20 protein-coding genes are annotated in these 19,618 nt (G+C 38.5%); 11 read left to right on the forward strand and 9 right to left on the reverse strand.

What is annotated here, in order from left to right; translation table 11 throughout:
- The 3 genes from QZU77_RS07045 to QZU77_RS07055 all read right to left on the reverse strand — a co-directional run.
- The coding region (locus tag QZU77_RS07045) for a pyridoxamine 5'-phosphate oxidase family protein (RefSeq protein WP_295602116.1) at positions 1-352 on the reverse strand (352 nt) is incomplete at its 3' end.
- A 240-nt stretch (positions 353-592) separates the two neighbouring features.
- Positions 593-1,984: a carbon starvation protein A gene (locus QZU77_RS07050; protein ID WP_295602119.1), complete on the reverse strand. Its 1,392-nt coding sequence runs from the start codon at positions 1,982-1,984 to the stop codon at positions 593-595.
- Between the two features lie 258 nt (positions 1,985-2,242).
- A complete protein-coding gene (locus tag QZU77_RS07055; RefSeq protein WP_295602122.1) occupies positions 2,243-3,628 on the reverse strand; it encodes a carbon starvation protein A in 1,386 nt (461 codons plus the stop codon).
- 152 nt (positions 3,629-3,780) lie between these two features.
- Between QZU77_RS07055 and QZU77_RS07060 the strand changes: the two genes are divergently transcribed.
- The gene (locus QZU77_RS07060; RefSeq protein WP_295602168.1) at positions 3,781-5,121 is read left to right on the forward strand and encodes a DHA2 family efflux MFS transporter permease subunit; all 1,341 of its coding nucleotides are present in this window, start codon (positions 3,781-3,783) and stop codon (positions 5,119-5,121) included.
- A gap of 90 nt (positions 5,122-5,211) precedes the next feature.
- On the opposite strand, the gene QZU77_RS07065 is transcribed toward QZU77_RS07060, so the two are convergent.
- Positions 5,212-6,519 (reverse strand): prephenate dehydrogenase, encoded by a 1,308-nt coding sequence (locus QZU77_RS07065; RefSeq protein WP_295602125.1) that lies wholly within the window; start codon positions 6,517-6,519, stop codon positions 5,212-5,214.
- A 246-nt stretch (positions 6,520-6,765) separates the two neighbouring features.
- On the opposite strand from QZU77_RS07065, the gene QZU77_RS07070 reads away from it, so the two are divergent.
- The 4 genes from QZU77_RS07070 to QZU77_RS07085 all read left to right on the forward strand — a co-directional run bounded on the left by QZU77_RS07070 (position 6,766) and on the right by QZU77_RS07085 (position 9,350).
- Positions 6,766-7,059: a hypothetical protein gene (locus QZU77_RS07070; protein WP_295602128.1), complete on the forward strand. Its 294-nt coding sequence runs from the start codon at positions 6,766-6,768 to the stop codon at positions 7,057-7,059.
- A 74-nt stretch (positions 7,060-7,133) separates the two neighbouring features.
- Entirely contained in the window at positions 7,134-7,583 is a 450-nt protein-coding gene (locus QZU77_RS07075) for an aldo/keto reductase (protein ID WP_295602131.1), read from the forward strand.
- Positions 7,584-7,774: 191 nt separating this feature from the next.
- Positions 7,775-8,815, forward strand: a complete 1,041-nt coding sequence (locus tag QZU77_RS07080) for an aldo/keto reductase (RefSeq protein ID WP_295602134.1) — start codon at positions 7,775-7,777, stop codon at positions 8,813-8,815.
- 25 nt (positions 8,816-8,840) lie between these two features.
- A complete protein-coding gene (locus tag QZU77_RS07085) occupies positions 8,841-9,350 on the forward strand; it encodes a hypothetical protein (RefSeq protein WP_295602137.1) in 510 nt (169 codons plus the stop codon).
- Here the strand turns inward: QZU77_RS07085 and cobQ are convergent.
- Positions 9,345-10,871 (reverse strand): cobyric acid synthase CobQ, encoded by a 1,527-nt coding sequence (gene cobQ, locus QZU77_RS07090; protein WP_295602140.1) that lies wholly within the window; start codon positions 10,869-10,871, stop codon positions 9,345-9,347. The two genes, QZU77_RS07085 and cobQ, sit on opposite strands and share 6 nt — an antisense overlap.
- A 590-nt stretch (positions 10,872-11,461) precedes the next feature.
- Here cobQ and lonB point away from each other — a divergent pair.
- Positions 11,462-13,342: an ATP-dependent protease LonB gene (lonB, locus tag QZU77_RS07095; protein ID WP_295602171.1), complete on the forward strand. Its 1,881-nt coding sequence runs from the start codon at positions 11,462-11,464 to the stop codon at positions 13,340-13,342.
- A gap of 6 nt (positions 13,343-13,348) precedes the next feature.
- Here lonB and QZU77_RS07100 read toward each other — a convergent pair whose 3' ends face one another.
- Together QZU77_RS07100 and QZU77_RS07105 are read right to left on the reverse strand one after the other, a co-directional pair.
- Complete coding sequence (locus QZU77_RS07100; RefSeq protein WP_295602143.1) at positions 13,349-13,831, reverse strand: hypothetical protein; 483 nt, start codon at positions 13,829-13,831, stop codon at positions 13,349-13,351.
- A complete protein-coding gene (locus QZU77_RS07105) occupies positions 13,821-14,729 on the reverse strand; it encodes an ADP-ribosylglycohydrolase family protein (RefSeq protein WP_295602145.1) in 909 nt (302 codons plus the stop codon). Before QZU77_RS07105 ends, QZU77_RS07100 begins: the two co-directional genes overlap by 11 nt.
- Before the next feature lie 74 nt (positions 14,730-14,803).
- Between QZU77_RS07105 and QZU77_RS07110 the strand changes: the two genes are divergently transcribed.
- Together QZU77_RS07110 and QZU77_RS07115 are read left to right on the forward strand one after the other, a co-directional pair.
- Positions 14,804-15,301 (forward strand): GNAT family N-acetyltransferase, encoded by a 498-nt coding sequence (locus tag QZU77_RS07110; RefSeq protein WP_295602148.1) that lies wholly within the window; start codon positions 14,804-14,806, stop codon positions 15,299-15,301.
- A gap of 29 nt (positions 15,302-15,330) precedes the next feature.
- Positions 15,331-15,699, forward strand: coding sequence for a zinc ribbon domain-containing protein (locus QZU77_RS07115; protein ID WP_295602151.1), 369 nt, complete (start codon positions 15,331-15,333; stop codon positions 15,697-15,699).
- Positions 15,700-15,718: 19 nt separating this feature from the next.
- Here the strand turns inward: QZU77_RS07115 and QZU77_RS07120 are convergent, their stop codons facing one another.
- Complete coding sequence (locus tag QZU77_RS07120; RefSeq protein ID WP_295602154.1) at positions 15,719-16,231, reverse strand: hypothetical protein; 513 nt, start codon at positions 16,229-16,231, stop codon at positions 15,719-15,721.
- Positions 16,232-16,323: 92 nt separating this feature from the next.
- On the opposite strand from QZU77_RS07120, the gene QZU77_RS07125 reads away from it, so the two are divergent.
- Complete coding sequence (locus QZU77_RS07125; RefSeq protein WP_295602157.1) at positions 16,324-17,244, forward strand: ribose-phosphate diphosphokinase; 921 nt, start codon at positions 16,324-16,326, stop codon at positions 17,242-17,244.
- 165 nt (positions 17,245-17,409) lie between these two features.
- Here the strand turns inward: QZU77_RS07125 and QZU77_RS07130 are convergent, their stop codons facing one another.
- On the reverse strand, positions 17,410-18,312 hold the full coding sequence (locus QZU77_RS07130) for a LytS/YhcK type 5TM receptor domain-containing protein (protein ID WP_295602160.1): 903 nt from the start codon (positions 18,310-18,312) through the stop codon (positions 17,410-17,412).
- Positions 18,313-18,800: 488 nt separating this feature from the next.
- On the opposite strand from QZU77_RS07130, the gene QZU77_RS07135 reads away from it, so the two are divergent.
- Together QZU77_RS07135 and QZU77_RS07140 are read left to right on the forward strand one after the other, a co-directional pair.
- A complete protein-coding gene (locus tag QZU77_RS07135; RefSeq protein WP_295602163.1) occupies positions 18,801-19,091 on the forward strand; it encodes a hypothetical protein in 291 nt (96 codons plus the stop codon).
- Positions 19,092-19,097: 6 nt separating this feature from the next.
- Positions 19,098-19,618, forward strand: a 521-nt coding sequence (locus QZU77_RS07140; protein WP_295602166.1) for a DEAD/DEAH box helicase family protein, incomplete at its 3' end; no start/stop codon positions are given.

The following is a 19,618-nucleotide window of genomic DNA, read 5'->3' on the forward strand; positions in this document are numbered from 1 at the left end:
CCTTACCGGTTACTGTGAACACTTCAAATGTTGGGTTGTCTGCGGTTTCGTATAAGGTTTTCACGAGTTCGTTGGAATCAATCACTTTCTGTTTTAAGTCAAGATCGTCAGTGAATTCTACTTTACCGGCAATTCTTAACCATGCAAATTCCGGAGTTGCTACAACGATTTCACAGTTAGGGTTTGCATCAAGTTCCTTGAACATTGGTTTGGTGTTTGCAGTGCAGAAGTATGGTTTTCCGTTCTCTTCAAAGTAGAATAGGATTGGTCTTACTTTTGCGTTTCCGTCTAGTCCGCTGGTTGCTAAATATATTAATGGGTTTTCAGTTAAAAAATTTATTACTTCGCTCATTTTTTAATTCTCCTAATAGTTTGTTGTTTATAGTTTATTTTAAGGTATATAAAGCCTTTTTGTAACTGTTAAGTAACTAAGTAACTTTTCAGTAACTAATGCAATGATTTAGGGATTGAATGTAAAAAAAGTTGGTAGTGTATGGCTTCCAGTTAATGAGTATAGGTGATTAAAACTTGTTAAAAATAATTAAAAGTTGCATAATCATGATTCTCTATTGAGGATTATGCAAATTTGTAGTTAATGCCACTTGTACTTTTTAAGAAAGGCTCCTGCTATAATGACCGTTGCAATGATTGAAATTACATTGGCAATCATTGAATGCAATGATAAACCTTCAGGGGCCTGGAGTATATATGCGAATGCAATTGAAGTACAAAAGACTGCAGGAATAAATCCGATAATGTAGGGTTTTTCATTTTTAATCAGATAAACGCTAATGGTATATAATACTATTGTAGCCAAGATCAGTTGAGTCCATGCAAAATATCTCCAGATTAAACTGAAATCAACAAATGTCAATGCAAAACCAAATATAAACAATGGAATTGTTGTTTTTAGTCTTGAAGTCAGTTTTTCATTATTGAGGCCGAGTTCATCGGCAATTGTTATTCTTGAGCTTCTAAGTGAGGTGTCCCCAGTGGTAATCGGACAGACAACGACTCCAATTATTGTTAAGATTACACCAATTGGCCCAACTAATGTTTGCGCTATTTGATTGACTGCTATTGACGGTGATGCACCATAGAGTACGGCCAGTTGTGGCTGGCCATGGAAGAATGCCATTGCAACTGCCGCCCAGCAAAGTGCAACTAGACCTTCTATAACCATTGAACCGAAAAACACGGGTCTTGCATCCTTTTCATTCTCAATGCATCTTGCAACAATTGGTGATTGGGATGCATGAAAACCTGAAATCGCTCCGCATGCGATGGTGATAAATAGGTATGGGAAAATGCTCTTGTCGGTCAGGTACAATCCCTGTGTGGTAAACTCAGGAATTGGGTATGCAGGATTTAAAATCAATGCTCCTGTAATCAGCACGACCATAATCAGCAATAATGCTCCAAAAATAGGATATACTTTCCCAATGATTTTATCAATAGGGAACACTGTTGCAATCAGGAAATAAATGAATATTATTGTTATCCAGATAGTAATGTCAATATGGGTTAGGCCGAAGAGTAAATCGGCAGCTCCCTTTGAAAAAGTTGCTGCAACAAGAGGTCCTCCAATTATAATGATGGCTGCCATGAACTTTTGGACGTTGTTTCCCAAATACTTTGAAACAATTTGTGGCATTGTCAATCCGTCATTGTGAAGGGACATATACCCTGAAAAGAAGTCATGGACTGCACCAACAAAAATTGTACCTAATGTGATCCATAGGAATGCTGCGGGACCAAACAATGCTCCTTGAATAGCTCCAAATATGGGGCCTAAACCTGCAATATTTAAAAAATGAACTAAAAAATTCTTAAGTCTAGGCATGGGTATGTAATCGATGCCATCCTGCAATTTAAATGCAGGTGTTTGCTGAGTTTCATCCACGCCTGAAATGCGTTCAATATATTTTCCATAAATAAAGTATGATGCAATCAATGTTACAAAACAAATAATAAAACTAATCATTATTCATTATTTTGATATTCAATTATAAAAAATTTTGCATATTTTAGCAAAAATTCAAAAATTAATTTTGACGGACACCCATGTGTTAAAAGATTATACTTTTAGTTGTAACTTTCAAAAAACGTGCGGGTTTGAATTTTCACTAGTTTTTTGTTGGGATATTGTATCATGAATACAATAAGACATTGTGGATGAGATTAAAGAGGGGTTGATGGTTGATATTGGTGAAAAAAGGTTAATTGGTATTACATTTTGATGTTATTTGAATTTTTTAAGAAATGCGGCTCCTGTAATCGCAGTTGCAATGATTGAAATAATATTTACTGTCATTGAAGGCAATCTTAAACCTTCAGGGGCTTGCAGTATATATGCGAATGCAATTAAAGTACAAAATATTGCAGGAATCAATGTAATAATGTACAGCTTTTCTTTTTTAATCAGATAAACAGTTGCGGCATACAATACAATTGTGGAGACAATCAGCTGGGACCATGCAAAATATCTCCAGATTAAGCTGAAATCAACAAATGTCAATCCATAAGCAATTAAAAACACGGGGATTGTTGTTTTTAGTCTTGGGATCAGTTTTTCATGATTGAGGCCGAGTTCATCGGCGATTGTTATTCTTGAGCTTCTAAGTGAAGTGTCTCCAGAGGTAATCGGACAAATCACGACTCCTACAATTGTTAAAATCAAACCGACTGGTCCGACTAATGTTTGCGCTATCTGGTGGACAGCGAGTGAAGGTGTCGCACCATAGATTACAGCCAGTTGCGGTTGGCCATTGAAGAATGCCATTGCAACTGCCGCCCAGCAAAGTGCAACCAGGCCTTCTATAACCATTGAACCGAAAAACACGGGCCTTGCATCCTTTTCATTTTCAATGCATCTTGCAACAATTGGTGATTGGGTTGCATGAAAACCTGAAATTGCTCCACATGCAATTGTTACAAATAAATAAGGAAAAATGCTTTTTTCAGTCAGATATAATCCCTGTGTTGTAAACTCGGGAATTGAGTATGTGGGATTCAAAATCAATGCTCCTGTAATCACCACGACCATAATCAGCAATAATGCTCCAAAAACAGGATATGCTTTTCCAATGATTTTATCAATCGGAAATACTGTTGCAATTAAAAAGTAAATGAATATTATAGTTGTCCAGATAACTATGTTGATACCGGTTAGGTTGCTGAGCAGATCTGCAGCTCCTTTTGCAAAAGTTGTTGCAACAAGAATTCCAGTAGCTATAATGACGATTGCCATGATTTTTTGGATATTGCTTCCCAGATACTTTGAAACAATTTGTGGCATTGTCAATCCGTCATCTCGAACGGACATGTATCCTGAAAAGAAATCATGGACTGCACCAATGAAAATTGTACCTAATGTGATCCATAGGAATGCTGCGGGACCAAACAATGCTCCTTGAATAGCTCCAAAGATGGGGCCTAAACCTGCAATATTTAAAAAATGAACTAAAAGATTTTTCATTTTAGGCATTGGTACGTAATCGACACCATCCTGCAATCTAAATGCAGGTGTTTGGCGGGTTTCATCCACGCCTGAAATGCGTTCAATATATTTTCCATAAATAAAGTATGATGCAATCAATGCTACAGAACAAACAATAAAACTAATCATTATTTCTATATTTAAAATTAAATTATAAAAAAATTATGTATAAATTATTTAAAATAAAAATTAAATAAATATTGTTTAGACATTAAAATAAGGAAAAATCGATTATGGAATTTGAAAACAAAAATGGATTAATAACATTAATTATACTCATAATGGCGTCTGCAGTTACTTTGATATCACAAAGCATTGTAACAACAAGTTTGCCATATTATATGGCTGATTTTTCAATATCTTCTGCAACGGTGCAATGGACATACTCTGTTTTTCTATTAGTGCTTGGAGTGATGATTCCACCAACAGCATACATCACAAAAAGATTCAAAATCAAAACAATACTTACAACCTCACTCATCTTATTCATAATCGGATCTGTGATTTGTTTTTTATCGACAAGCTTTGAACTGTTGATTATTGGAAGAATCATGGAAGCTATGGGAACAGGCATTCTAATGCCAATCGGTCAGATATTGATTTTCAGAATAATGCCCGAGGAAAAATGGGGATTTTTCATGGGATTGATGGGGTTTCTTGTCGGAATCGTCCCTGCAATGGGACCTACCATGGGTGGAATCATAATTGACCTGTATAACTGGAGAGTCATTTTTGAATTCTTGGCGATAACAACTTTTGCAATCTTAGTTTTAGCGCTGCTGTTTGCAAACTTTGAACTTGAAACCCAGGATTATCCATTGGATTTCACATCTTTGATACTGTCGATACTTTTCTGTGCAGGTTTGATGATAGGGTTTTCAAACATCGCGGAATATTCCTTCAGCTTGACTCATGTAATCTTGCCGATAGTTATTGGAGTTATCTCATTGGTGATATTCGTCAGACGTCAAAATAATATTGAAAAGCCTTTGATAAACTTGAATGTGCTTAAAAACAAGTATTTTGTATATGGTACTGTTTTTGCGGCACTGCTCTACTTTATGATGTGCGGAATCAATGTGATGGTGCCGTTGTTTGTTCAAAGTGTGGCATATTACTCTCCAACTGAATCAGGACTTATATTGTTCCCGGCAGCAATAATCATGATAGTGTTCAATTTCATAAGTCCTATAATGGCGGATAAGATTGGAATAAAGCCTGTTTTAATAGCTTCATCAGTTTTGAATATCATCGGATTTGCAGCAATGATGACATATAACATGAATTCAAGTTTTGAATATCTCTTGATTACTCAGTTGATTAGGGGAATAGGTTGCGGACTTGGTCTTTCACCTTCAATCACATGGGCAATGAGTGTTGTTGCAGATGAAGCTGAGGATGCAACTGCAATCAACAACACTGCAAGGCAGGTTATAGGTGCAATCGGTTCATCTGTTACAGTGGTGATAATGCAGATACTGGCAAACGGAAACATTACCCATAATCAGTTTTCAGTCAACTCATTTAGCATGACATCTTTGATGATGATAATAATAACAGCAATTCTTTTGATAATAACAATACTGTTTATAAAAAATAAAAAGGATATAGTTGAGGGTTAGATTTAAGCCATGCTTTGAATCTACAATCCTCAATGGGACAGATGCAAATCTGAAGAGTTAAACAGTGGGAATAATGCCTTTTAGAGAAAATTAGTTGATTTGTCCACCAATCCCCTTAACATACTCTTCAACATACTCCTTGTCTTCCTTTTTGAATGTTGTGTATTTAAACGTGAAATTTGACAAGGAATCGCTGATTTGCTCAATTTCAGCTATTTCAACATCAATGACTCCATCAATATGTTCAAACATTTTAATGAGGTATTTCTCATCGCAACTTGAAGGCAGCTCGACAGATAGATTGAATTTTTCAAGTTTAAGATTGTTTCTCTTCCATTCAAAGACATCTTTTGCAGACAGTATGTCAACATTGGAGATTTTTAATGAGATTTCCTCATCGTTTTCCAGCATCACATATTTTGAAGTGACCTTTTTTACAATGCCCACATGAATGTCTTGGGAATACAGGTCTTTCAAGCCAACTTCATTGCCTATTGATTTTGTAAGGACATTGGCCTTTTGGCTGAGCATTCCTATTGCCCTGTCTGAGCGAATCAATGCCTCTTCACGGTCATCCAAATGGTCAGAGGAGTCCACAATATTTTTCACGAAGTCGTCTTCATTTCCATCTTCAATCAATTTAGACAGGTACACTCCCTCTTTAATCAATGCTTCCCTTGCATGTGTAGTTTCCTTATTGTTTTTCTGTATTGAATAGTAAAGGTGAGGGTTTTGATATACTACACGACTGACCATATCAAGCATCAGGCTATAAACAGGGCTTGAAAATGACCTTGACTTTTCAACGTTGATGTGGAGCTTTCTTATTGTTGAAGCTAATGTGATGAATGAGAAATGGGTCAGACCTTGGACTATGCTCATGTACTTGTCATGCTCTTCGGGAGTGGTCACGACAACTTCACACTCTGCCTTTTTCAAATAGTTTTCCACGCGCTCGAACCAATTCTTTGGTCTGTTTTCAACAGGGGTCAAAACGATAATCTGTCTTTCGATTGTAGGAACCCTTGGCCCGAACATAGGATGGCAAGGCAGTATTTCCACATTCTTTGGAGCATATCTATTTAAGGCTTCGGCAGCTTCTGTTTTGATGCTGCACACATCCATCAACAGGGAACCTTCCCTCGCATGGGGAGCCACTTCCTTAATGGTTTCAGCAATATGCTCTATCGGCACGCTGAAAATGACAATGTCTGCATCCTGTATCGCTTCAATGTTGTCATTTTTATACTCAACATTCAATTCCCTTGCAACTTCAAGTCCTGAAGCCTTGTTGCGGCTTGTGATTGTGATGTTGAACTCATTATTCAAGTGTTCGGCTATCCATCTGCCCAGTCCTCTTGTTCCTCCGATAATGGTCATATTGCTCTTTTCAGTCATGTTGTTTTCCTCACTCTAACTTAACAATACTATTATATTTGTCTAGTATATTATATTTTGTTAAATTTTCTGATATTGTTGATTAAATCTGTTTATTTGGCTTATAGTAATTTTCAGGGTTTTGTTAGTTAGTATTGCATCTTCATAAATTATAAAAATAATGAAACTATAATATATATTTAATAAATAAGGTTTAATCTACTTTTTAACCTGATTAAACATCCTAAACCCCTAGGAGAGGCTATTATGATTAGTGTTGAAGAAAAAGAAAAAATCAAAAAGGAAATTGTTGAGAAAATAAACTCCGTTTTGGAGAAAAATGGAGAATCCTTCAGATTGGACAAGGTAAATGTCCTGAATAAAAATGAAACAGTCAAATTCATGGGAAATTACAGGGTTTATGATAGAAGAAATTACGATTCTGTCTCAAGAGAAATCAATTCTTTCTTAAAGAACTACGGTAAGGTTGAAATAAAATCTAAAAAAATCAGAGACAGCGGCATGAAGTTTACAACTGTGAGCTTCAATTTTGAATTATGAGAGTTTTTGTCAGATGCTCGCAAGATTAATTTAAATGAGATTGTCTGTTTAAAAAGAAGCAGGTTTGAAACTCGGTGCAGTGCAGAACCACTACAGTCTACTCAACCGCTCATCAGAAGACTCAGGATCTTGAATACTGTAAGGAAAATGACATAATCTTTTTCTCATACATGGTATTGGAGCAAGGAGCATTGTCAGGCAAATACGATACTGCCCACCCGTTCCCAGAAGGATCCGACCGTGCAAACGCATACGGCGACGGCTTGGCTGAAATCGAAGAGCTCAACAAGGCAATAGCAGAAATCGCCGAGGCGCATGATGCAAAGGTTGCACAATTGCCAATCGCTTGGGCAGTTGCAAAAGGCACTCTCCCAATCATCGGCGCAACTAAAGTCCATCACGTGGAGGATGCGGCTGAAGCGGTTGAAATCGAATTGAGTGATGATGAGATAAAAACAATGGAAGAGTTAGCCGATAAAGCAAATGTCAACACCATCATAATCTGGGAAAAAGAGATTAAATAATCTCTTTTTCTTTTTCTTATATTTTTATATAATCTTGATTTTAAACAATAAATAGTGGAATTGTATTCTATTTTTTTTCATTGCCTGGAATGACTTGGACTGATTATTGCATGTCCAATCAAACAACTGAGATTCTTCGGAAAACTCCACAATACCACAATACTAATATTGAAGATGATAGAGGTTTAAATATGAAATACACTAAACTTGGAAACTCAAAATTAAATGTAAGTAGAGTATGCATGGGCTGCATGGGATTCGGAGACCCTGAAAACGGCATGCACACATGGACACTGCCTGAAGCCGAATCGATTGAGATAATCACCAATGGGTTGGACAAGGGGATTAATTTCTATGACACTGCCATCGGCTATCAAAACGGAACTTCCGAACAGTACGTTGGAAAGGCAATCCGCGAGAATGCCAATCGTGAGGATGTGGTTGTTGCAACCAAGTTCCTGCCGAGAACTGAAGAGGAAATCAAAAACAACATCACCGGCCAGCAGCACATCCATGACATGGTTGAGAAAAGCCTAAGCAATCTCGGACTGGACTATATTGACCTGTACATCTACCATATGTGGGACTACAACACACCAATATATGATATACTTGAAGGCCTCAACGAGGTTGTTGAAGAGGGAAAGGTTAAATACATTGGCATTTCAAACTGCTTTGCCTGGCAGCTTGCAAAGGCAAACGCATTGGCTGATGCCGAAGGATTCAGCAAGTTCGTTTCAATCCAAGGCCACTACAACCTGATTTTCAGGGAAGAGGAACGTGAGATGATTCCATTATGCAAGGCGGACAATATTGCAACAACACCTTACAGTGCCCTTGCCTCCGGAAGACTCTCAAGGCTTCCTGGAGAAGACTCTAAACGATTAAATGAGGACTTCTACGCTAAATTGAAGTATCAGTCAACAGAGGATAAGGATGCGGAAATCATCAAGAGGGTAAATGAATTGGCTGAAAGTCATGATGTCACCATGACTGAAGTGTCACTGGCATGGCTTTTAACAAAGGTCACATCTCCAATTGTAGGCGCAACAAAGCCTCATCACGTTGAAGGCGCCGTCAATTCAGTGGATTTGACATTGACAAGTGATGACATCCGCTATCTTGAGGAGCCTTATGTCGCTCATGAGCTTGTTGGCGTGATGGCTGACAATAAGGTTTCAGCCAGCGACAATGAGAAGGTATGGGCTAAGCACACTAAAAACAAGATTTAAATATTCTAAAGTTAAAAGAAGTAATATGGATAAAAGAACGATTTTTGCAGTTACTTTTTTCTTATTGTCTCTTATAATTCTTGTCATGGCTTATGAGGGTGCCCCTGAACACTATGGAGGCTCCAAATATCAAACTCCATCACCTAAAAACGTTGAAATGGGTAATATGAATTTTACAGTTACTGCCGGATTTTTCGAGGATGATGACCATCAGAAAATCAATCTTCCAGACAGTATCTCCAGTCATGTTGTGGACAGGCATCAGAAATCCTTCAGGCAAAACGAGATTTTGCTGTTGGATATTGCAGTGTTCGAATTGGATGGCAGTATTGACTTGAATGATTTGGATGATGGAACATTTGCAAATAAATCAATAAATGGCGTTGAAGGCCTCTTTAAAACTTCAAAAGTCACAACATCAACTGGCCTTGTTAAAAATTCCCATCCAAGATACTATTTCAATTATGTTAAGGGCAATAATCTGGTAATGGTTCAATGTGACAGTTTAAAGACCATTGAGGGTATGCTTTCATGAAAACAGTAACTTGTCTATAATGTCCATATCAAGGTTTTCTTCAACGATTTCAGCCAACCGGTTCAATGAATAGTCTTTTTGAGTTTCATAAGGATCCTCGCCATGTTTCGCTTCAAGGCCTTTTTTAACTCTTAGGTAGTTTAGGAATTCCCTTCTGAAATTGTAGTTGTGGAATATTCCATGGAAGTAGGTTGCAAATGCATTGCCGTTGCTTGCACCGTCGATTTCACCGTCATCGTTGTTTCCCTGTCCTTTCTTAATGTTTAATAAGTTGGATGATGAGATTAGCTCTGTTGTTCCCTCGTGGATTTCATAACCGGTCACTTCCTCACCTGCAATGTTCTTAAAGATTTCGCCGGCGATTCCATCAATATCCTCCGGTATTGTTGCGGTTGACTGTGTCACGATTTTATCTGCTCTTGAAAAGCTGGATTCAATGTCGAGAAGCCCTAGTCCTTCAATTGTTCCATGTTTTGATTCGCGCTTTTCATCATCATGGATTACGTTGCCTAGAATCTGCAATCCTCCACAGATTCCCACTATTGGCACTTCTTTTGATTTTTCAATGATCTTATCGGCCAATCCGCTTTCCTTTAAAGCGTACATGTCCTCTGTTGAATTACGTGTTCCAGGTATCAGGATTGCGTCAACCTCACCTATATCATCATTGACACCAATCATTTTAAGTGCCACATCCTCTTCATACTCGAAGGGGTCAATGTCTGTGAAGTTGGCTATTTTGGGCAGTCTTATGACTCCGATTGTGAGGTCCTTGTCTTCTGCAAAGACGTGTGTTGTCAGGGAGGCGGAATCCTCCTCGGGCAGCCTCAATGTTTCATCATATGGCAGAACTCCTAGGACTGGTTCGCCGGTTATTTCCTCAATCCTGTCGAGGCCGGGTTTCAATATGTCCAGGTTTCCTCTGAACTTATTGATCACGGTTGCCTTTAGACGTGACCTGTCGTAATCGTCAAGAAGGACATATGTTCCGGCGATTGCTGCGAAAACCCCTCCCATTTCAATGTCTGCAATCAGTATCACATTTGCATCGGCGAGGTGTGCGATTTCCATGTTCGCTATGTCCTGGTCGCGCATGTTGATTTCAGCGGGAGAGCCTGCTCCTTCAATGATTATAACATCATACTCCGCAGATAGTTTCTTGAAGCTGTCCTTTATGGCATTGAATGCGGTATCATGGTATTTGTGCTGGTAATCGTAGAAGTTCATGTCTCCAATGGATTTTCCCTGTATGATTACGTTGGATGTGAAATCCCCTTTAGGTTTCAGTAGTACTGGATTCATGTGTATGCTTGGCTCAATCATTGCGGCTTCTGCCTGCAGCATCTGGGCGATTCCTATCTCGCCGTTTTCCCTTGTAGTGTAGGAGTTCAGGGACATGTTCTGTGATTTGAACGGTGCCACCTTGTAGCCCCTGTTTTTATATATTCTGCATAGTGCCGCTACTAGCATGCTTTTTCCAGCGTTTGATGATGTTCCTTGAACCATGATACAGTTTGTCATGTATAAATTATATTGAATTAATCGTATAAATAATTTAAAAATGAGTTTGATTTAATCTCATTTGAAGTATGGATTATCATATATTTGGGGTTTTCAATAATATCTAATACTAATATAAAAACTGATTTTGACATATCCATACAACAAACTCGATTAACAAGAATAAATTATTGTAATTTTATCTTGTAATATTCTATTTAGTAAATTATAGTATATATTATTGTCTATTTTTTTCTATATTTTTATTTTTTTTAATATGCTTTATTTATTCTTATTTTTTTTATTAAATTATTATTTTAAATTAATTTAAATATGTTTGATATGAATATTTATATTGTTCGTTTTTAGTTCATGTAAATGTTAACACTGTTTTACTTACCTTTATTTACTAAAATAGAAAACTTTTTATATATAGTGAATTTAATAATATTTATATAGTATATTAAAGTAAACTGTTTAATGATAAATTATATTAGAAGTGAGGTTTGTTAATGAAATTTGAAGAACAGGAATCAATCGAAGATTCTACTAATGATGTAATCCTTGAACCAGAAGTTGCGCAAACTGGCGAAAGTGAAGAAACCAAACCTATGTTAGATTACGATAATATTAAAAGCTCACAAGATATTGAAGTGCCACCTTTATTAATTGACCAGGTTATTGGACACGAAGAATCCATTGAAACAATTAAAAAGGCCGCAAAACAAAGAAGAAATGTCTTGCTCATTGGTGATCCGGGTGTTGGAAAATCAATGCTTGCAAAAGGGATGGCACAAATATTACCGCATGAAGTCCTTCAAGATATTTTAGTATATCCTAATATGGAAGACAACAACCACCCATTAGTAAGATCAGTCCCGGCAGGGGAAGGTAAAAAGATAGTCAGAGCAACCAAAGGCTCAGCTAAAGGACATGAGGAAAGAAAAACCATTATAACCATGTTTGCAATAGGAGGAATTCTAGTAATCGGATTCATGTATGGAAGACTGCTGGAATCAATAATTGCAGCTGCATTAATCTTATTGATATCAATACAAATCAAGCCAAAATCCAACAACATGTCACCGAAACTATTGGTGAACAATGAAGAGTCCAGATTCGCACCATTCATGGATGCGACCGGAGCACACGCAGGAGCACTCTTAGGTGATGTGCGTCACGACCCATACCAATCCGGAGGATTAGGCACACCTGCACACGAACGTGTGGAAGCGGGAATGATTCACAAGGCAAACAAGGGAGTGCTCTACATTGACGAAATCGGTACAATGAGCATGAAAACCCAACAGGAACTCTTGTCTGCAATGCAGGAAAAGCAATATGCAATCACCGGACAGAGCGAAAACTCAAGTGGTGCAATGGTAAGGTCCCAAGCCGTGCCATGCGATTTCGTTCTTGTGGCATCAGGAAACCTTCAGGTTCTTGAGGGAATGCACATTGCAATGAGGTCCAGAATCAGGGGATACGGTTACGAAGTATTCATGAAGGACTACATGGATGACACAACTGAAAACAGGGAAAAGCTCGTTCAGTTCGTAGCTCAGGAAGTTAAAAACGATGGAAGAATCCCTCACTTTGCACCGGATGCATTGGATGAAATCATCATGGAAGCAAAAAGAAGGTCCGGAAAGCAAAACGCATTAACCTTAAGATTACGTGACCTTGGAGGATTAGTCAGGTCTGCAGGAGACGTTGCCATTGAAAAAGGAGCAGATCTTGTAACTGCAGAGCATGTGTTTGAAGCTAAGAGATTCGCAAGAACCCTTGAACAGCAAATCGCCGACAGGTCAATCATGCAAAGAAAAGACTACAGTATGGTGTCAGCAGAAGGTGGAAGAGTCGGTCTCATCAACGGTCTTGCAGTAATCGGTGACAGAAGCGGTATAGTTTCACCAATCGCAGCAGAGGCAGCGCCTACACAATCCAAGAACGGTGGTCAAATAATCGCTACCGGTAAGCTTGGTGAAATCGCTCAGGAATCCGTGCAGAACGTAAGTGCGCTAATCAAGAAATACACTAACAAGGACATTTCCAACTATGACATTCATATTCAGTTCATACAAACCTATGATGGTGTTGAAGGGGATTCCGCTAGTGTAAGTATTGCAACAGCAGTTATTTCTGCTATTGAGGAAATTCCAATCGACCAGACTGTTGCATTGACCGGTTCACTTAACGTGCGTGGAGATGTAATGCCAATTGGTGGTGCAACCGCTAAAATCGAGGCTGCCGCTGAAGCTGGAATGAAGAAGGTATTGATTCCTAAATCAAACATGAAGGATGTTATGATTGAGAAGAAATACGAGGACATGATTGAAATCATTCCAACCGAGACTTTAAGTGATGTTTTAGAAAATATATTAATCAGCGGTTCCAATAAGGATAAGCTGATTGCTAAAATGAAAGATCTTGGTTCTAAGGTTGTGGAAAAGGTTCCACAAACAAATATTAATAATCCAACTACTCATTAAGTTGGATTAATCTATTATTTTTTCTTTTACTATTTTTTCTATTGTACTGTAGAATTCAGATTCTGTTTTTTCCAATTCTTCGAATGATGAGTCCATGCTGCAGTTGCATGTGTCGGATTTGCCGATGAGATATTCGTCTGAGCCTTTTTTGACCAATATTCCGAACAGTCTTTCCTGCTCATCGCCGTATAGCTTGAATTCCTCGGGGGTTAGCTGCAGGTTATAGTCGTCAACCGAGAATATGTCGCATTCGTTAAGGATTGGCATGAATGTCATCATTCCCAGTGGTAGGTAGATGTTTTCCTTTTCATGGATTTTCACAAGCCTTTCCTCGTAGGTGTCATCATCGCCGATGCCGTATCCTTCAATTTCAAGGATATTGTTTGTCCCCATGTGGTTGTCATCATAAATGATGAATGCGAAAAGGTCAGGGTCTATATAATTATTGCATGTAGCCCTGATATTCTTGATGGTTTCGCTAAGATTCATCACAAAACGCCTCGTATCTTTCACATAATGAATGCACTTCACCAATCCTATAAATTTGACCAATCCAATCTACAGGTATTGCATCATATCCGTAAAATATTCCTGCCAATCCTCCGCAGATGGCCGCATTGGTGTCGGTGTCACCGCCAATGTTGACCGCCTTCAGGACGGCATCCCTGAAGCTGTCGGTTGTCAGGAGGCAATGGACAACGACCTCGAAGGTATAAATCACATATCCCTTGCCGCTGAGGTCATCCAAATCATTGTTGAATATTCTTTCAAAGTGCTCAAGCTCAGGTGAATCCTTATAATATTCCTTGATCTTGTCGCAGGCCAAATTGATATGCTCTTCCATTGTCAAGTCCTCATTTTCAAGCATTGACCTTGCCATTTCAACATATAAAACGCATGCGATCCTTGACCGTTCATGTGCATGGGTCAGGGCTGAAACATTCTCGATTGTTTCATAGTCAATGTCCTTGATGAACGCCAAAGGCAAAATCCTCATAAGGGAACCGTTACCGTTATCCCTATCTCCCCTGCATCCGCATTCCAAAGGAGGGCGATTATTATATCTGTAATTGTTTATTGCAGTGGATGTTGTGATTCCACAATCAAAAGTGTCATTTCCCTGCATGTACTTGGCATTGTAAAGCCAGTCGGCGAACTTGTCCATCATGTCCTCATAGTCTATTCCCTGTTTTTGAATGATACTGTGCATTGTGGCAATTGCCATTGCTGAATCATCAGACCAGGTTCCATTAGGCTGATGATGGGTTCCATAACCCTCCATACGTGTTACGGGATGCTCTTCAAGCTCATGCCTTGATGTGAACTCAACAGGAACCCCAAGGGCATCGCCAACAATTAAACCAGTCATTCCGTCTTTAACTTTCATGTAAATATGTATGTGAGGTTATGATAATTAATTGTGTCTATTTTTAATTACTATTAACGACATATTCAATATCGATGAGTGAAATAAGATTGAGGCATTGGATGGAATCCGATGCACGATGCCTGTACCATTTTGCGAAAAACCCGAATGTTGGCCCGATTGCAGGCTGGCCTCCACATGAAAGCGTTGAATACAGCTTGAACATCATAAAAACATTGTTCTGCAGACCGGAATGCTATGCAATTGTTAAGGATGATGTTCCGATTGGATGTGCGGAGCTGCTGATTCACCCTGACGGAAATCACTGGTGGGGTGAGGGCTCGGCTGAACTCGGCTACTGGGTGGCTGAGGAATATCAGGGCAACGGCTATGCCACACAAGCATGCATAATATTAATTAAACGTGCTTTTGAAGATCTAAACATTCAAAGAATCTTTGCATCATATAAAAAGGAGAACTTGGCATCAAAAAGGGTATTGGAAAAGCTGGGCTTTGAGTATTTCACTGAACTCAACAACATTGACTACACCAACAGGGTCTTTCGTGAAATCGCAATGATATTGGAAAAATAATTTATATCAGGAAATGTTAATTTTAAACAATGACTAGACAATGTGAAAAATGCGGATTTGTAAATCAGGATGATTATGACTTTTGCGCTAAATGCGGCAATCCATTGATTGAAGGCGTGCAGCCTAAAAACTTCATCGTTTTTAAGCCTGAAGATGTTCAAATCAACAAGAAGGCGATAGTAATATCTTACATCATTACTATATTCCTGTCATGGAGCGGTTTTATTGTTGGTATCATCGCCAAAAACACTCGGATGGCGGCATTCACATTTTTCGGATTTTTCCTGCCGTTCTATCTGGTCCAGTCAAGACACCCTACAATCAGAAAACACGGAATAATCCAACTGGTAATATCCTTAATCGGTGTTGGACTCTCATTTTACGTAATGCTTCATTAAAAAAAGAAAAAGTGTAGATTCACACAAGGATGAATCTTATGTTTCCCATCAGAACTTGTAGTGGGATTTCAAAAATATTTACTCCATTGTTAATCATTGCTGTATCCATTGCATCCCCACGGGACATGGATCCGGACACCTTATCGTTACCTGCATAGCCGTAATAACCGTCGTTTGCACGAATGTCATCAACGATGCTTGCTCCGAAAATGGCTTGTGCGGCATCATTGTTCACTCTGACGAAAATGTGAGGAGTGTAACCGTATGAATATGTTATAATGTCACGTGCAGCGCCGTATGGATCTTCAGGATGGTTCATATGCACATTATGCAAGGTCTGGCCTTCAGCATTCACTGAACTTCCTGGATACACCCAATCAAATCCACTTAGGGAAAACTTGGCCGCCATGTCTATACTAGCATCCTCAGTTGAATCCTCAGCAACAATTATTATCGGGCTGACAATGGTTGCAGCCAAAAATATGACCATTATTGCTACAATGGCTAATAAGATAGCATGTAATTTGTTCATAATTATTTTTTTATAAAACTTTACATATTAATACTTAACCTTTTTAATCATCACTGACAAATATAATTCCATAAAATATTTTGGTGATAATAGTGATTATAGGCGGTTCAGCTTCTCAAGACTTGGCAGCTCATGTTGCACGTGAACTCGGTGAAAAATTATGCTATGTTGAAACTCGTAAGTTTCCAGATGGAGAAAGATATTTGAGAATTACAGAGGATATTGAAGACGAAGTGACTGTGATACAGTCAACAGGATATCCTCAAGACGAAAACCTAATGGAATTATTGTTCATAATTTCCAATCTAAAGGATTTAGGTGCTAAAAAGGTAAGGGCAGTTGTTCCATACATGGGTTATGCAAGACAGGAAAAACGCTTCAACCCAGGGGAGACAGTCTCTGCTAAAATCATCTGCGAACTGATTCAGGCAGCAGGCGCTGATGAATTCATCACATTCAATATACATGAGGAATGCGTCCTCAACTTCTTCGACATTCCGGCAAGAAACATCTCAGCAATGCCTTCCATTGCAGAATACCTTGACAAGAAATTCTTCAGGAAAGGCGGAGCCAAACCATTGATCATAGCACCGGATAAGGGGGCTTACGGTTTTGCACAGGAAATATCCGAAATCATCGGTTGTGACTGCACCTACCTCACAAAGGTGCGTCTCGGACCTGATAAGGTTGAAACCAAAATAGTTGATGTCAGATGCGACAGTGAAAGCGACAACACTGTCAATGTGGATTCGGTGAAAGGAATGCATGCAATCATCGTTGATGATATAATAGCAACCGGAGGAACCATAGTCAATGCGATAAACATTTTAAAACAGTATGGTGCCGAATCAGTTGACGTATGCTGTGTACATCCAATATTGACCAATAATGGTGCAACAAGAATTTATGCTGCAGGTGCTAATAAAATAATCGGTACAAACAGTTTATCCTCCGACACTTCACGTGTATCCATTGCAAAGGCAATAGCTGATGCTTTGAGGGAAGGCAACTGAATTTCCATAATTTTTGAGAAGTCAATACTTTCATTGATTTCTATAAAGAGTTATTTGCTTTAAATGGAAAAAAGAACATGAATATTTAAGTGTTGCCGATTTTCATTTGAAAGCCATGTTTTAACTTTCGCTTAAAGATTCTCCGGCTGGTTTGGCCGGGGAGGTTTAATCTTTTTTTAATTTATTTACTTCTTTTTCTAACTTGTCCACTTTATCTTTATATTCGTTTAACTCTTTTGAAATTTCTTTAATTTTAATTTCATTGAAATCATCACTGGCGGATGGTTTGGTCTCATCGCTTTCTAAACTGTCCTGTGCATCTTCTTCGTCATTTTTTTCAGTTAGAAACATTTTGAATATCATTATTCCAAGTACTGCGGAGAAAGTCATAGGACCATAAAGGGCATTTGCAATAAGCAGCCCTTTTCCATTTGCTGTTAAAACAGTGACTAGGAACATGTCAAAACCGCTGAATAAAAACATGAATATTGCGGAACGTGACATTGATGGGAATTTATTACCGTTCCACCTGTACACTAAACTCCCAATTAATCCCGCTAAAATTGTCGAAATGGCACATGGGATGGCAGTTGGTCCTCCAAGAGTGTATCTCCAGAGTCCGGAAATGATTCCCACAGGAACTCCAACATAAGGCCCAGCAAAAAATGCGGATATTACCACAAGTGGTCCTCTTGCATTTGCAGGGGCGCCATTAACGTCCAATGTGAAATATGATGCAATGATTCCGAGGATTGAGAATACGAAAAGCTGCCATGCCTGTGTTTTCCATGAACCTTTGCCTAAGGAGGTTAACTTAAAGCTTTTTGATTTGGATGCGAGGAATGTTAAAATCAATATTACAGACAGTATCCTAAACATTTCAAGAAACGGACCCCATATTGATTCTCCATTTGTGGATTTGTTAAAAAATGAGACTGTAATGCTTAAAAGTCCAAAAATAAGGAGATAAGCAATTTCATAAACAGATCCGGAGGTATACTCTTTGAATTTTGGAAGCCTGGTTGATATGAAACTGAGGATGATTATTGCTGCTAAAATTGTTCCCATGTTATGCAATATATCAATATCAATCTCATTAAGAACTGAATGATGTGTAAATATATTGATGTAAAGAAGAATATTGAAAACAAACAGTATTGCAAACAATATTTTAATCTTGTTGTCCCCAGTTAATTTAAAATTATCAAGCATATAAATCTCTGAATATTTTTTTTATAGTTCAATATTATTGATGTATTAGATTTTCACAATTAATATAATTTTCTGAAATTGAATGAACAGTAATATCTTGTGTTTAATTAAGATAATGGTTTTAGACATTGATGTTTTACTTTAAAAAGTTTCAAGACAATTGGTCATAATCGATGGAATTTTCAAGTTAATCGCAGTACAATTCGGATGGTTTTTTGATTTTTCAAGATTCACATTTCAAGCCAGTGCATAGTAACAAAATATAATAGAAATGATATATAATAATATAATTATTGTAAGCGGCAAAGATGAAGGATATCTTATATTGAAGTGAAGGAATAAAAATGGATAAAGAAGCAATTAAACAGGAACTAGTGGACAAATCAAATAATATTCTGGAGAAATACTCCGAACCCGACACTGTGGAAAGCGTTTCAGTCATGAACATGGCTGCCAAAACCATTTTCCTAGGTTCCCTAAAGGTATTCAACACCGAAGTCATACCGAACGTGATAAGGGACCTTGAAAAGGACTTGAAGGGTTACGGCCAGCTGGTGGTCAGGGACCAGAAAGTGACTCCATGCTGCTCTCCAAGCTATACTCACATTAGTTTCAACATTACAATTACAAACTAGATTATTATGAAGGAATTCAAGTTAAAGTCACCCTATAAACCATTGGGTGATCAGCCAAAAGCCATTAATGCACTAGCCGAAGGCATAAACGAGGGCGTGAGGGAACAGACACTCTTGGGTGTTACCGGTTCAGGCAAGACTTTCACAATGGCCAATGTCATAGAGAAAGTCAAGGTGCTTCAGAAGAAGTCCGAGCAGGCTGAATTCACAGGCATTGACGACGGGGAGGAGGAAACGGTCATCGACCTCAGCCTCAAGCAGGGAGCCAGGAACGGAGGACTTGTCGGGAATGTAAGTGCAGGCATAGGACATGACCTCCAGGATTGGAGCAAACCCTCCGAGGGTGACATGAGATACCAGGCCAATGTCTTCACGGGGAAGTTCTCGGAGAAAGGGATGGTCGCGGTCATCTCCAATTCCAATAATGTCAACCAGAGAGGCTTTGGAGACTTTTCCGGTAACATGATGCGTGGCATGGGTGCAGGTGCCGGAGGAGGAACCAATGCAGGCATTACAAATTCGTGGAT

It is taken from the genome of uncultured Methanobrevibacter sp. (assembly GCF_902774605.1).
Taxonomy (GTDB): domain Archaea; phylum Methanobacteriota; class Methanobacteria; order Methanobacteriales; family Methanobacteriaceae; genus Methanocatella.